The organism is Novosphingobium organovorum, from assembly GCF_022832435.1.
Classification (GTDB): Bacteria; Pseudomonadota; Alphaproteobacteria; order Sphingomonadales; family Sphingomonadaceae; genus Novosphingobium; species Novosphingobium organovorum.
The window spans coordinates 1-13,500 of the sequence record NZ_JALHLF010000101.1 but is presented as its reverse complement, the minus strand read 5'-3'; the positions used below and the strand labels follow the sequence as shown (position 1 = coordinate 13,500).

The 13,500-nt window shown below is 66.7% G+C and carries 12 protein-coding genes; 7 read left to right on the top strand and 5 right to left on the bottom strand.

Translation table 11 applies throughout. From position 1 onward, the window contains the following. Together MTR62_RS17305 and MTR62_RS17300 are read right to left on the bottom strand one after the other, a co-directional pair. Positions 1-939: Hpt domain-containing protein (locus tag MTR62_RS17305; RefSeq protein WP_244023263.1), on the bottom strand; the 939-nt coding region annotated here is incomplete at its 3' end. Continuing rightward, entirely contained in the window at positions 936-1,196 is a 261-nt protein-coding gene (locus MTR62_RS17300; protein ID WP_244023261.1) for an STAS domain-containing protein, read from the bottom strand. The genes MTR62_RS17305 and MTR62_RS17300, both read right to left, overlap by 4 nt. A 344-nt stretch (positions 1,197-1,540) precedes the next feature. On the opposite strand from MTR62_RS17300, the gene MTR62_RS17295 reads away from it, so the two are divergent. Next, positions 1,541-2,581, top strand: a complete 1,041-nt coding sequence (locus tag MTR62_RS17295) for a chemotaxis protein CheB (protein WP_244023259.1) — start codon at positions 1,541-1,543, stop codon at positions 2,579-2,581. A gap of 373 nt (positions 2,582-2,954) precedes the next feature. On the opposite strand, the gene MTR62_RS17290 is transcribed toward MTR62_RS17295, so the two are convergent. Genes MTR62_RS17290 through MTR62_RS17280 form a run of 3 tightly spaced genes read right to left on the bottom strand, consistent with a single transcriptional unit; the run spans position 2,955 to position 7,100 of the window. Continuing rightward, positions 2,955-4,532 carry a DHA2 family efflux MFS transporter permease subunit gene (locus MTR62_RS17290; protein ID WP_244023257.1) on the bottom strand — a complete coding sequence of 526 codons (1,578 nt, stop codon included), beginning with the start codon at positions 4,530-4,532 and terminating at the stop codon, positions 2,955-2,957. Further along, complete coding sequence (locus tag MTR62_RS17285) at positions 4,532-5,692, bottom strand: HlyD family secretion protein (protein WP_244023255.1); 1,161 nt, start codon at positions 5,690-5,692, stop codon at positions 4,532-4,534. The genes MTR62_RS17290 and MTR62_RS17285 overlap by 1 nt, the downstream gene beginning before the upstream one ends. Then, complete coding sequence (locus tag MTR62_RS17280) at positions 5,685-7,100, bottom strand: efflux transporter outer membrane subunit (protein ID WP_244023253.1); 1,416 nt, start codon at positions 7,098-7,100, stop codon at positions 5,685-5,687. Before MTR62_RS17280 ends, MTR62_RS17285 begins: the two co-directional genes overlap by 8 nt. A gap of 165 nt (positions 7,101-7,265) precedes the next feature. Here MTR62_RS17280 and MTR62_RS17275 point away from each other — a divergent pair, with 165 nt between their 5' ends. The 6 genes from MTR62_RS17275 to MTR62_RS17250 all read left to right on the top strand — a co-directional run bounded on the left by MTR62_RS17275 (position 7,266) and on the right by MTR62_RS17250 (position 13,167). Continuing rightward, the gene (locus MTR62_RS17275; RefSeq protein WP_244023251.1) at positions 7,266-7,826 is read left to right on the top strand and encodes a TetR/AcrR family transcriptional regulator; all 561 of its coding nucleotides are present in this window, start codon (positions 7,266-7,268) and stop codon (positions 7,824-7,826) included. Positions 7,827-7,961: 135 nt separating this feature from the next. Then, complete coding sequence (locus MTR62_RS17270; RefSeq protein WP_244023249.1) at positions 7,962-8,453, top strand: asparaginase domain-containing protein; 492 nt, start codon at positions 7,962-7,964, stop codon at positions 8,451-8,453. Positions 8,454-8,646: 193 nt separating this feature from the next. Continuing rightward, entirely contained in the window at positions 8,647-10,104 is a 1,458-nt protein-coding gene (locus MTR62_RS17265; protein ID WP_244023247.1) for a sensor histidine kinase, read from the top strand. Further along, positions 10,097-10,549, top strand: coding sequence for a response regulator (locus MTR62_RS17260; RefSeq protein ID WP_244023245.1), 453 nt, complete (start codon positions 10,097-10,099; stop codon positions 10,547-10,549). Before MTR62_RS17265 ends, MTR62_RS17260 begins: the two co-directional genes overlap by 8 nt. Next, entirely contained in the window at positions 10,546-12,378 is a 1,833-nt protein-coding gene (locus tag MTR62_RS17255) for a putative bifunctional diguanylate cyclase/phosphodiesterase (RefSeq protein ID WP_244023243.1), read from the top strand. Before MTR62_RS17260 ends, MTR62_RS17255 begins: the two co-directional genes overlap by 4 nt. 324 nt (positions 12,379-12,702) lie before the next feature. Continuing rightward, entirely contained in the window at positions 12,703-13,167 is a 465-nt protein-coding gene (locus MTR62_RS17250; protein ID WP_244023241.1) for a glycine zipper 2TM domain-containing protein, read from the top strand. The last annotated feature ends 333 nt before the right edge of the window (positions 13,168-13,500 follow it).

The window sequence follows — 13,500 nt, the reverse complement described above, 5'->3', positions numbered from 1 at the left end:
GCTGTCCGGCGCGGCGGCGGCGGGTGCGGGTGCTTCAGGCTCGGGTGCGCTGGCCACGGCGGGCGGGGCAAGCGATTCGGTGGCTTCCACCTCGGGAATTTCGGCATCCTCGCCGATCGCCAGCGCGCAGTCATCGCCGATGAAATCGAAAATCTCGCGAACCGTATCCTCGCCGACATCGGCGGGCATGGCGAAAGTCCAGCCCAGATAGCCCTGCGCGACATCGAAGCCATCGAGCTGCGGGATCTGCGAGACGTCGCAGTGGATGCAGCTTCCGCCCAGTTCGACCACGTCGCGCAGCATCAGCAACGGCTCGCTGCCATTGCGCATGGCACCCGCACGCGGGCGCAGATGCAGCTTCCACGACGAGGCCTCGGCCGAGGCCTCGCCGGACGGGGGCGGGGCGAAATCGGCGGTAAGGTCATCGAGCAGCGAATCGAGATCGATGCCGAAGCCTTCGTCCTCCTCTTCCGTGCCCGAGCCCCTATCCGAGCCCGTGTCCTGGGCCACCGTCTCGGCTGGCGGCTCGGCTGGTGCGGGCTCGGCGGCGGCCTTCCCGGCGTTGGCGGCCATCGCGCCTTCCATCTCGGCGATCAGCGCCGCATCGTCGGGCTCGTCACCCCCTTCGCGCGCGCAGGTCACATGGTCGGCCAGCGTGTCGAGCGCGCGCAGCAGCAGGTCGACCAGCGGATGCTCGATCGCCACCAGCCCCTCGCGCACGTCGGACAGCAGGGTCTCGAAGGTGTGCGTATAGGCCTGGAGCGCGGTGAAGCCGAAAGCGCCCGCACCGCCCTTGATCGAATGGACCGCACGGAACACGCCGTTGACGGTGTCCGAATCCTGCGTGCCCGCCTGACAGGCGGCCAGCCCCGCCTCGGCGGCGGCAAGCGATTCCTCGCACTCGACGAAGAAGATTTGCTGGATTTCTTCCGGGCTCATAGATCGTTCTCTTCGAACAGTTCGGCCTCGAGGCCGGTCAGACGGGCCGCTTCACGCAGCGCGGGCGAGGCCTGGATGTGCGCCCCTCCCCCGCTGCGGCGCGCCGAGACGAGAAGTTGCAGGACAGCCTGGCCGACATGCTCGACACCGCTGGCGTCGATCTGGGTCGCCTCGTTGCCGACCGCGGCGACGAGTTCCGGCCAGATCGCTTCGGCCGCGGCGCGATCGCACCGCACCGGCAGGGTAACGCTGCTCATTGCCCTTATTCCCCTCTCATGCGTGGTCGCGCCGGACCGTGCGCGCCCGAAGCGTGTTCGCAGCGCGCGCCGCGCCGTATCGTAACGGGCGGGCAAAAGGCACGTCAGTGTGGTCTTGCGGCATGGGGCCCCTCAAAAGCTGCTAAAGCGGCTGGTGCCCGACCGGATCGAAAGCCAGCCCCGGTCGGGCAACGCTCACGGTGATAGGAGGCAGCGTGCCAACACCCGGTTTGCCGCAAACTCAGGCCTTGTGCGTAGCCGGGCGAAGGGAAATCGTCGCACCCTCGGGGCTATGCCTCGCCAAACGGTTCCGTCACCCGGTTCAACTAGAGAGGTCTCAATCCATGCATGACGCCCGCGTCCTGGTCGTCGATGATTCAGCCGCCATGCGCGCGCTGTTTTGCGATGTGCTCGAGCAATCGAAGAATGTCCGCGTCATCGGCACTGCCGCCAATGCGGCCGAGGCTCGCGAACAGATTGCCGAACTCCAGCCCAACGTCGTGACTCTCGACGTCGAAATGCCCGGCATGAGCGGGATCGAATTTCTCGAGGAGATCATGACCAGCGGCAGCCCGCTGCCCGTCGTCATGCTCTCCAGCCTGACCCAGAGCGGCACCGAAACCTCGTTGAAGGCGTTCGAGCTGGGCGCGGTCGAGTGCTTTCCAAAGCCGCTCAAGGCGACCCCCGAACAGTTCGCCAAGACCGTCGGCAAGCTGGGCAAGATCGTCCTCGCCGCGGCCAATTCGAACGTGCGCGAAAAGCCCCGTCCCAAGGCCGCCAAGGCCGATGAGGACGGCGGCTATGCGGCCAGCGGCAAGATCGCGGCCTACAGCACCTCGATGGGCGGGGTCGACGCGCTGACCGAAGTGCTGGGCCACTACCCCAAGGCCTGCCCGCCCACGGTCATCATTCTCCAGACCGAGCCGATGCTGGCCGAGATGTTCATCGCCCGCGCCGACAAGGACTGCGCGTGCTCGGTCAAGGCCGCCGCCGATGGCGCCGAACTCAAGCCCGGCACCGTCCACATCGCCTACGATCCCTCCAAGCATGTCATCGTCGAGCCGGGGATGCCCGCCAAGCTGCGCCTTGTCGAGCGCGATCCGGTCGAAGGCTTCCGCCCTTCCGCAACGCTGCTGTTCGGCTCGCTCTCGCGCGGGGGGATGCCCACCATCGGCGCCGTGCTCACCGGCATGGGCGAGGACGGCGCCAAGGGGCTCAAGCTGCTCCAGGCGGCGGGGTGCCGCACGCTGGCCCAGGACCGCAGCACCGCCACCGTGCCCCAGGCCCCTGCCGCCGCGGTGGAAGCCGGGGCGGTCGACGCCGAGCTCAAGCTCGAAGACCTCGCCGCCGACATTCTGGCAAACTGCGCCCAGCCCGCAGCCTAGAGCATTTTCCAGTCAGGTGGAATCACATGACGGTTCAGAAAATGCGTCAAAACAAAAGGCTAGAGCGGTAGATCCGATGCAATCTGATCGAAAACCGCTCTAGCCCGCAGCCCAACCCGCAGCCCAACCCACGCTTGCCGCGTTGCACGAAAAACGGCCCGCGATCCGACAGGTGTGGATCGCGGGCCGTTTTCAGGTGGGACGCAAGAGGGGATACGGCACCGGCCACGCTCTTCCGCTCGCGTCAGTGCGGGGGGGGGATGGGGACGCGATTGGCCTCGAAGGCCCGGAAGGTGGGGGGATTGGGGTTCGCGTGAACCGGTGCCGCCCTTTGTCCGGCGCGTGCGCCGGAAGCTCTTGATTTCTCCTTCGATCAGTGGCCCGAAGCCGCCTTCATCCCACGCTTGGGACGCGGCGCCAGCCAGATCGCGAAAGCCGCCAGCAGCAGCGCCGCGGTCGAATAGTAGGAGACGTGAACCGTCGCCTGCGCCTGCGCCTGAAGCGAAAGGATCTGGTTGAGCGCGCCGCGCGCCACGTCGAACGGCATGCCCTGGTGCTGGAGCTGGCTGATCGTGCCGCCCACGTTGTTCATGCTCGCAACCAGATCGGCCCCGTCGAGTCGCTGCTGATCGGCCCACAGCGTGGTCACCACCGAAGTCCCGATGGCCCCGGCCAGGGTTCGCCCGAAATTGGTGATGCCCGCCGCCGAAGCGGTTTCCTCCGGGTCCACCGAAGCCAGCCCGATCGAGGTCAGCGGCACGATCATGCAGGCCATGCCCACGCCCTGGATCAGTTGCGGGAAGGCGATCTCCCACAAGGTCGAATCGGTCGACCAGTACGTGCGCAAGTACGCGCAGAAGGCCAGCCAGGAGACACCGGCAAAGACGATCGCGCGCGGATCGACCTTCTGCATGATCCTGGGCACGATCGGCGAGGCGATCAGCGCCAGGACACCAGCCGGCGCCATGGCGATGCCCGCCCAGGTCGCGGTGTACCCCATGCCCGCCTGCAACCACTGCGGCACGATGACCACCGCCGAGAAGTAAGTGGCGAAGGCCAGCGCCAGCGCAAAGGTCGAGGCGCTGAACCCACGATGCCGGAACACCGCCAGGTCGACGATCGGGTGGTCATCGGTCAGCTCCCAGATCACGAAGATCACGAAGAAGATCGCCGCGATCACGGCCAGGGTACAGATCAGGCTGTTGTGGAACCAGTCGCGATCGTGGCCAAGATCGAGCATGGTCTGGAACGCGCCGACCCAGATGACCAGCAGGAGCAGCCCCACCACGTCGATCGGCAGCTTGCGCAGCGGGGTAACGATCCCGCGCAGCAGCACGATCAGCGACACCAGCACGCCCACCACGATCGGCACGTTGATCAGGAAGATCCAGCGCCAGTCCCAGTTGTCCGAGATGTAACCGCCCAGGATCGGCCCCGCGATCGGCGCGACGACGACCGTCATCGCCCACATCGCCATCGCCTTGGGATGCGATTCCTTGGGGAAGATGCGCAGCAGCAGCGTCTGCGACAGCGGCATCAGCGGACCACCGCAAAAGCCCTGGCCCAGACGGAACGCGATCAGCATCGCCAGCGAGGAGGAAATCCCGCAAAGCGCCGAAAACAGTCCGAACCCGGCGATCGAGGCCAGGAACACGCGCACCGTCCCGAACCGGCCCGCAAGCCAGCCGGTCAACGGCACGCAGATCGCCTCGGCGACCGCGTAGGAGGTAATCACCCAGGTCCCGCTCTCGGTGGAGACCGCAAGCCCCCCCGAGATGTGCGGAACCGAAACGTTGGCGATGGTCATATCGAGCACGACGATGAAGTTCGCCATCGACAGCACGAAGGCGGTCAGCACGAGCTTGGCGCCGGAGAAGGTTCCCTCCTCGCCCGGCCCCGATCCGGCGGCGGGCCTTGCGCCGCCGGATACCGCAGGGGATGCGCCCGCCATTACTTGGAGCTCGTCAGGTCGATCTCGGCGTCCATCGACAGGCCGATACGGAGCGGATGTTCCTTGAGTTCCTTGGGATCGAGCTCGATGCGCACGGGGAGGCGCTGGACCACCTTGATCCAGTTGCCGGTCGCGTTCTGTGCCGGGATCAGCGAGAACGCCGCGCCCGTACCGCCCGAGAAGCCCACGACCTTGCCGTGGTAGGTGACCGAGCCGCCGTAGAAATCGGAGGTCAGCGTCGCGCTCTGGCCCGATCGGACCTTGCCGAGCTGGTTCTCCTTGAAGTTGGCGTTCACGTAAAGCTGATCGACCGGCACGATGACCATCGCGGCGGTGCCGTTCTGGATCTTCTGGCCGACCTGGATGGCGCGCTTGGAGACCACGCCGTCGATCGGCGCGCGCACCACGGTGCGTTCGAGGTCGAGCTTGGCGGCATCGACCTTGGCCTGCGCGAGCTGGATTTCCGGCGCAGTGTCGAGCGTGGTGCCGTCGGTCAGCGCGACCGAGGCCTGTTCCTGGCGGCGGGCGCTGATCGCGCTCGCCTGCGCCTGGGCGAGACTGGCCTGGCTCTGCGCGTAGGAGGCCGTGGCGGTCGCCAGCGCTTCGCGTGCGGCGGTCAGTTCCTCGCGCGACACCGCGCCCGTGCCCTTGAGCGCGTTGCGGCGATCGAAGTCGGACTGCGCCTTGTCGAGGCTGGCCTTGGCCGAGGCCACATTGGCCTTCGCGGTGTTGATCTGCGCCGTGTTGGCATCCGCCGCGGCCCCAAGGGCGCGGTTGGTCGCCAGCGACTGGCCGTACTTGCGCTTGGCCTGGGCGAGTTCGGCTTCGGCCTGCGACAGTGCGATCTTCTGGTCGGTGTCCTCGATGCGGAACAACAGCTGGCCCTTGCGCACCGGCTGGGTGTCGGTGACCAGCACCTCGACCACGCGGCCCGAGGTGAGCGGGGTCACTTCGGCATTGTCGCCCGCGACATAGGCGTTGTCGGTCTCGACCGAGCCGCTGGCGATGAACACTTCATAGCCGGTCCACAGCACGCCGAGCGCGACCACCGCCGCGCCGAAGCCGAGCAGGAGGTTCTTGCGCTTGCTCTTGTCGATTACGCTGCCCGAGCCTTCGCCGTGCCCGGTCTGTGCGCCATTGCCTTGCGCGTTGTCACTCATCGGTGGTGGCCTTTTCCTTGGTTTCGTCTGCGTATCCGCCGCCGAGCGCGCGCGTGAGCGCGACTTCGCTGGCCAGCGTTGCAAAATGGGCATCGAGCGCGGAGAGACGCGCGTCGAGTTCGGTATCCTGGGTGCTGAGCACGGTGAGGTAGGTCGAGAGACCCGCCTGGTAGCGCTGGTCGGCGAGCGTGTAGGCCGCTTGCGCTTCCTGCTCGGCCTCGTGCGCGTGGGCTTCCTGCGCGACCGCGGAGGTACGGCTGGAAATGGCGTCGGCCACGTCCTGCAGCGCGTCGATCACGGTGCTGTTGTAGCTGGCGACCATGCTGTCGTAGCCGCCACGCGCCATGCGGTACTTGCCCGAAAGCGCGCCGCCCTGGAAGATCGGCAGGCTGATCGCCGCACCGGCGTTGCCGTAGTCCGAGCCGCTGTCGAACAGGTTGGCGATACCCAGCGAGGTCACGCCGAGCAGGCCACTGAGCGAAATGTCGGGCAGGAACGACTTGCGTGCGTAGTCCTCGCCCTTGGCGCTCGCCTCGACCAGCGCACGCGCCGCGACGACGTCGGGACGGCGCCCGGCAAGCCCGATTCCGGCGTTGGCCGGCACGGGCGTTTCGGCAATCGCGGCGATCGGGCGCGGGGTGAGCGTGGCGGTGCGATCAGGGCCTGCACCCAGCAGGGCTGCGAGCGCGTGGCGGCGCAGCGCGATCTGTTCGGCGTTGGCCGCGAGGTCCAGCCGGGCCCGCGCGACTTCGGCCCTGGCCTGGCGCAACGGGCTTTCGGTGTCGAGCCCCTGGGCAAAGCGCTTGGCGTTGAGATCGGCGGTGCCGCTGCGGGTCTTGAGCGCTTCCTCGAGGATCGCCTGGCGTTCGATCAGACGCGCCAGATCGAAATAGGAGGAAACCACTTCGGAAGACAGCACCAGCTGCGACTGGCGCAGTTCGGCCACCGCAGCCTGGGTCGCCGAGGTCGCCGCGGCGAGCAGCGCCCGGTTCTTGCCCCAGATGTCCAGGCTCCAGCTGCCCGACAACGCGAGCGTGCCGTAGTCTTTCCACCCCTTGGGCAGGGCCGAGGCCGGCGTGCCGTTGTTGTAGCTCTGCTTGGCGACTTCGCCCGAGCCCTGGGCCCCGAGCGTTGGCAGCAGCGCGGAGCGCGAGGTCTGCAGCGCGCCGCGCGCCTGCTCGATCCGCGCGACCGCGCTGGCGAGGTCGGGCGAGCCCTTGAGCGCCTCGTCGACCAGGGCATCGAGCTGCGGATCGCCATAGGCGGTCCACCAGCGCTGTTCGGGCCAGCGGGCATCGGAGGCGGACGCCGGAATGGTGGTCGCACTTTCGAACGACGCGGGAGGCCGGACCTGGGCACGCGGACCAAGGTCCGGCGCGCAGGCGGCCAGCGAAATGGAAGCAGCCAAGACAGCGCTTGCTGCGACTCGGGAGGGGAATATCGTACTCATCAGTACACTTTTTATCGTTGCAGCCCTTGCAAGTGTCAACCAGAAAGTGTACCACTGAGTTCAGATATGGAAGAATGCATCGGAAAACGGGAGCTAAACAAGGCACGCAAGCGCGCCGCCATCGTGGCAGCCGCACGCGACGCGTTCCTTGATCAAGGCTATGCGGCCACCAGCATGAGCGCGGTGACCGACCGCCTGGGCTGCTCGAAAGCCACCATGTGGTCGCACTTCAGCTCGAAGGAAGAACTCTTCGCTGCGGTCATCGACGATCTGGTCGACACTTTCTCGAGCGACATCGACGAGGTGCTGACCAGCCAGACCTTCTCGCTCCCCGCGATGCGCCGGGCGTGCCTGCGCTTCCTGGAATGCCTGATGAGCGAACCCTCGATCCGCCTGTTCCGTCTCGTCCTGAGCGAGGGCAGCCGCTTTCCCGAAATCAACGAGATGTTCTACCAGCGCGGCCCGGCCAAGGTTCGCCGCGGCATTCGCGCTTTCTACGCCACACGCTTCTGCGATGCCGACGCCGACATGCTGACCCAGGTCGCCACCTCGGCGCTCACCGGCTTTCGCTCCGACATCCTGCTGCGCCCCGAAAAGCCCGGCCCCAACGAGAGCGAGACCTTCGTCGACAACCTCATCAACCTGATCGACTGGGACAGCCTTATCCCGCGCGCCGACGACTAGACGGCATCGGTTACGGGCGGGAGTTTCGGGCTGGGATCGGGGCGTGGATTCGGGTCATGGTTTCGGCCGTGGCTTCGGGCGGTCGCGCTCCAGCCCTCTTGCGCGCACGGTCGAAATGATGGATCGCACGCGGTCATGAGCCAGGAACCCATTCTCGTCATCACCACCGGCGGCACGGTGGACAAGCAGTACTTCGACGCGCTGAGCGAATACCAGATCGCCGACAGCGTCATCCCCAAGCTGCTCGCCACGGCGCGCGTCGCGCACCCGTTCCGCGTCATCGAACTGCTGCGCAAGGACAGCCTTGAGCTGACCGACGACGACCGCGCGCTGATCGCGCGCACGATCGAGACCGCGCCCGAGAAGCGCATCGTCATCACCCACGGCTCGGACACCATGACCGACACCGCCAAGGCCGTCGCCGCGATCGCGGGCAAGACGGTGGTGCTGTGCGGGGCGCTGTCGCCCGCGCGGTTTGCCGACAGCGATGCCCTGTTCAACCTGGGCATGGCCTTCGCCTGCGCGCAGTCGGCCGCGCCGGGCGTGTGGATCACGATGAGCGGAACCGTGTTCGACGGGCTCAAGGTGCGCAAGGATCGCGCCGCAGGCAAGTTCGTCGACCTTTAAAATTCCCCGAATTCAGGCCCCTGTCGCGTCTAAGGGGTAGCTCTTAGGCGCGCTTTGGCAACCCGCAAACCAGTCCTTCCTACTCTGATCGGTGTTCCGGCAACGAGGCCGTGCCGTAAGGAGGGGCACCGCTTCCACGCCGTTCGATCGCAGCCACTCCGGCTCGGTCTGGACATCGCGAAAGGGAGTGGGCGTGACGGTTGCGATTTCGTACGGTACCCAGTTTCCGGCAGCCCTGGTCCACGCGCCGATCGGGGCCCTGCTGCTCGAACGCAGCGGCGTCATCCTGGGCGCGAACCCCGCGGTAGCCGGGATTTTCAGCGAATCCGAGCCCGAAACGCTGGTGCACAGCCTGATCTATGTCTGGCTGGGCGAAAAGGACGCCGAAACACTGCGCCAGATGATCGAGATCCATTTCGATGCCCCGCCCGAGGCGCGGATCGGATGGACCCGGCGCATGGTGCTGCTGAACAACGAGGGCAGCGAGCATCCGGTCGAGATCACGCTGTCGCCCTGCCCCGATTCGCCCGCCGACCACGCGGTTCTCTTCGTGCGCAGCCTGATGCGCGTGCTGACCGCCGAAAAGCGCTTCGCCCAGATCTTCGAAACGCTGCCCGTCGGCCTGCTCGTGGTCGACATCCGCCAGCGCATCGTCAAGGCCAACCGCACGCTGGCCGCAGACTTCGGCTACACGCGCGAGGAACTGATCGGCCAGCCGCTCGAGATCCTGCTGCCCGTGCGCTACCGCGGTGCGCACGCGGGCCACGTGCGCAGCTATTCCGAAGCCCCGATGTCGCGCATGATGGGCACGGGACGCGATCTTACCGGACTGCACCGCTCGGGCCAGGAATTTCCGATCGAGATCGCCCTCACCCGCCACGAAAACGTGAGCCAGCCGCTGTTCATGGCCATCGTGAGCGACATTTCCTACCGCAAGCGCGCCGAAGTCGCGATGCAGCAGACCAACGCGCAGCTCGAAGAATTCACGTATGTCGCCAGCCACGACCTGCGCTCGCCCTTGCGCGGCATCGCCGATCTGGTCAGCTGGATTCGCGAGGACCTCAGCCATACCGAACTACCCACCGATGTAGAGCGCAATTTCGATCGTATCGCGGTGCGCATCGAACGCGCCGAGCAGATGATCGATGACCTGCTCAATTACGCACGCGTGGGCGTGCGCGACCCCCAGCTCGAAACCCTGCACCCGCAGGACCTGATCGACGAGGCGCTCTCGCTGGTCACCGTGCCGGACAGCTTCACGATCGAGGTCGAGGTCGCGGCGATGTCCCTGCAGGCCGCGCGCGCGCCGCTGTGCGCCTCGCTGCGCAACCTCATCAGCAACGCCATCAAGCACCATGGCAGCGACAGTGGCCGGATCTCGATCCGGGCGAGCGAGGAAGGCCGCTTCACCGTCTTCACCGTCGAGGACGACGGCCAGGGCATCCCCCCCGGAAACGAGGAACGCATCTTCAAGCTGTTCCATCGCGGCTCGACCCGTGTCGAAGGCGATGGCGTGGGCCTGGCCTTCACGCGCCGCATGATCAACGCCAACGGCGGGATGATTTCGGTCACCTCGCCAGGGCCAATGGGCGGTGCGCGCTTCGATGTCTACTGGCCACGCATCCTGCTCAGGGAATTCGACAATGATTGAGTGCGCCCCACGCCTTCGTGACTGCACCGTGCTGATCGTCGATGACGACGACGTGGCGATCGAGGGTGTGCTGCGCTCCTTCAAGCGGCATTCGGTACCGTGCCGCACGCTTGCCGCCAACGACGGGCGCGAGGCGCTCTCGATCCTGCGCGGCACCCATCCCGACAAGACCATCACGCCCCCCTTCATCATCCTGCTCGACCTCAACATGCCGGGGATGGACGGCTTCCAGTTCCTCCACGCGCTGCGCGCCGATCCCGAGCTCAAGCGCTCGGTGGTGTTCATCCTGAGCACGTCCTCGCGCGATCAGGACCTGGCCCGCGCCTACGACGAACAGGTCGCAGGCTACATGGTCAAGTCCGCGGTCGGCCCGCAGTTCGCCCGGCTCGCCGAATTCATCGAGAAGTATACCGATATCCACAAACTCCCGCGGGAGCGCATATGACCGACGAAACGCTTGAAAAGCCCACGATCGAGGACGCTGGTGCCCCCGAAGAGCCGCAAGGTCCGCTCCATGTCCTCATCGTCGATGACGACGACGTCGACCGTGAGAAGCTGTCGCGGCTGCTGCGGCGCTGCCCCTGGGACATCGAAGTGGAGGAGGCGACCTCGCGCTGCGAGGCGCTCGAACTGATCCGCGATCCCGATAGCCGCTTCGATATGGTGTTCCTCGACTTCGGGCTGTCCGACGGCGATGGCCGCGACCTGCTCCCGCCGATCCGCGAGGAGCTCGACCCCGATTGCCCGATCATCGCGGTGACCGGCCACGGCAGCGCGCAGATCGCGGCCGATTCGATCAAGCTGGGGATGACCGAATTCCTCACCAAGCGTATGCTGTCCACCGAGAAAGTCGCCGCCTCGATCCAGGAGGGCATGGCCTGGCGGCACGACCGGCGCGCGGTGCGCCGGGCCGAAGCCGAGCTGACCCACCGCAGCCTGCACGATCCGCTGACCGACCTGCCCAACCGCACGCTGTTCTTCGACCGGCTCTCGCAAGCCTGTGCCCGCGCACGGCGCAGCGGCGATTCCTTCGCGGTGCTGATGGTCGATCTCGACCGCTTCAAGGAAATCAACGACAGCCTGGGCCACGCCGCGGGCGACGTCGTGCTCCAGACGGTGGGGCGGCGCCTGCGCGCACACTTGCGCGAAGTCGACACCGTGGCGCGGCTGGGCGGCGACGAATTCGCGATCCTGCTCGACAATATCGCCACCGTCGATGCGGCGATGGCCATGGGCGACAAGATCAACCAGCTGATCGAGCAGCCGGTCCTGCATGACAACCGCGTGCTCTATGTCGGCGCCTCGATCGGCATCGCGCTGTGCCCTCAGCTCGGCTTCACCCCCAGCGCGCTGCTGTCCAGCGCCGATAACGCGATGTACGAGGCGAAGGCGGGAATCGCAAAAACCTGCCTGGCCCGCAGCCGCGAGCCCGAAGAGGCCGACGCGCTCGACCGCAAGGGCCTGCTCGACGACCTTGCCGACGCGATCGAGGCGCGCGCGATCACCTGGCACTGGCAACCCAAGATCGACTTGCGCAGCGGCGTGGTGACCGGCTTCGAGGCCCTGGTGCGCTGGCAGCCGGGCGGGTGCGGCAACGTCTCGCCCGAGCAGCTCATCCGCGTGGTCGAACAGTCGCCACTGATCGAACCGTTCACCGTGCTCTGTCTCGACACCGTGCTCGGTCAGTTCGCTTCGGTTCAGGACGACTGGCCGGGCACGTCGATCTCGATCAACGTCTCGGTCCGGATGCTCGAACGGCCCAGTTTCGTGGAAAACGTGCTGTCCGCGATCGAATGCCACGCCGTGCCGCCCGAACGCGTCGTGCTCGAGCTCACCGAGACCGCGCTCATCGCTCATCCCGCGCAGGCCCGGCGCGTGGTCGAGCGGCTCCACCGCCAGGGCGTGCGCCTTTCGATCGACGATTTCGGCGCGGGTTTCACCTCGTTCGGCTACTTGCGCGAATTCACCATCGACGAGATCAAGATCGACCGCTCGTTCGTCTCGCGTTGCACCGAGAGCACCTTCGACCAGTCGCTCATCAATTCGCTGGTGGTGCTGTGCGAGAGCCTCGGGGTCGATCTCGTCGCCGAAGGAGTCGAGGACGATGCGGTGCGCGCGCTGCTGGTCTCGCTCGGTTGTCCCTCAGGCCAGGGCTATGGCATCAGCCGCCCGCAATCGTTCGAGAACCTGTGCGCCTGGATGCGCAAGTGGAACGAGCGCCCGCACCCGGCCGCCGCCATCACGGCGCCCGCGCTGCGCCAGACCGCGCGCTGAATCGCAAGGCCAAAGCGCCCGGCAGCCGGGCAGGAGGCCATCCCCTGCGAGGCCCCGAGGGGTCCCGGCAAGGGCTCCTGCACAAGCTCCACAGGCTGGCCCCAGGAAGGGGAATCTGCGGACTTTGTCGCAGGTTCGGCACGCATGATCGGTGCCGTACCATTATTTACAACGGGGCGCTTGCCAAGAGCCCGATCGATGGTCCACTGCGTCGCGGTACTATTGCACACTTCTTGCAAACTTCTTGCACGCGTATCGTACACGTATTGCACCCGCCGTGCGTACGCCTCGCTCACGTCGTGCCCGCGAAAGGAATACCCGAAAATGAAACGCGCTCTGATGGTTCTTGCTCTGGCAGGCGCTGCCGTCAGCCTTTCGGCGACCGGCGTTCTTGCCGATCCGCCCTCGCACCAGGATGGTCATCACGACAACGACCGTCACGACAACGACCGTCACGACAATGGCCGGCATGAAGGCAAGCAGGGCGGCAAGCACGACAACGGCCGCCGCCCCGGCAACAACGGTCACGCGCGCTACGATTCGCGCGGTCGCTACGTAACCCCGCCGCGCATCGCACGCCGCTCGGACATGTGGCGCGGCAAGGACGGCCGGTACTACTGCCGCCGTGACAACGGCACCACCGGCCTCGTCATCGGCGCCGGGCTCGGCGCGATCGCGGGCAATCAGGTTGCCGGGCGCGGCGACAAGACCGTGGGCACGATCGTCGGCGGCGTACTCGGCGGCCTGATCGGGCGTGAGATCGACAAGGGCAGCCTGCAGTGCCGTTGATCTGACCGATCACACCACAACGACCAAACGCAAGACGGGGACAGCTGCCAACGGCCTGTCCCCGTTTTCGCATTCGCGCGGCCCGCGCATTGCCCCGCGCCGGGCGCGTCGCGCGGCGGCGCATTGCCCCTTCCCTCGCGCGCGTGGCTATGCTCCAATGCGCCCATGCCCGGTCGCACGAATTTGCAGGAAAGCCAACCCGTCCATCGGGTTAACAGCCGAACCCAGGCGCGCGCCACACGGCCCAGCGCAAACCGGCGATGGCCTGTGCGAGCCCGCCGATGAGCGCGCCGCGCCCGGCCGTTCTCGTCACCGGCGGCGCCAAGCGCATCG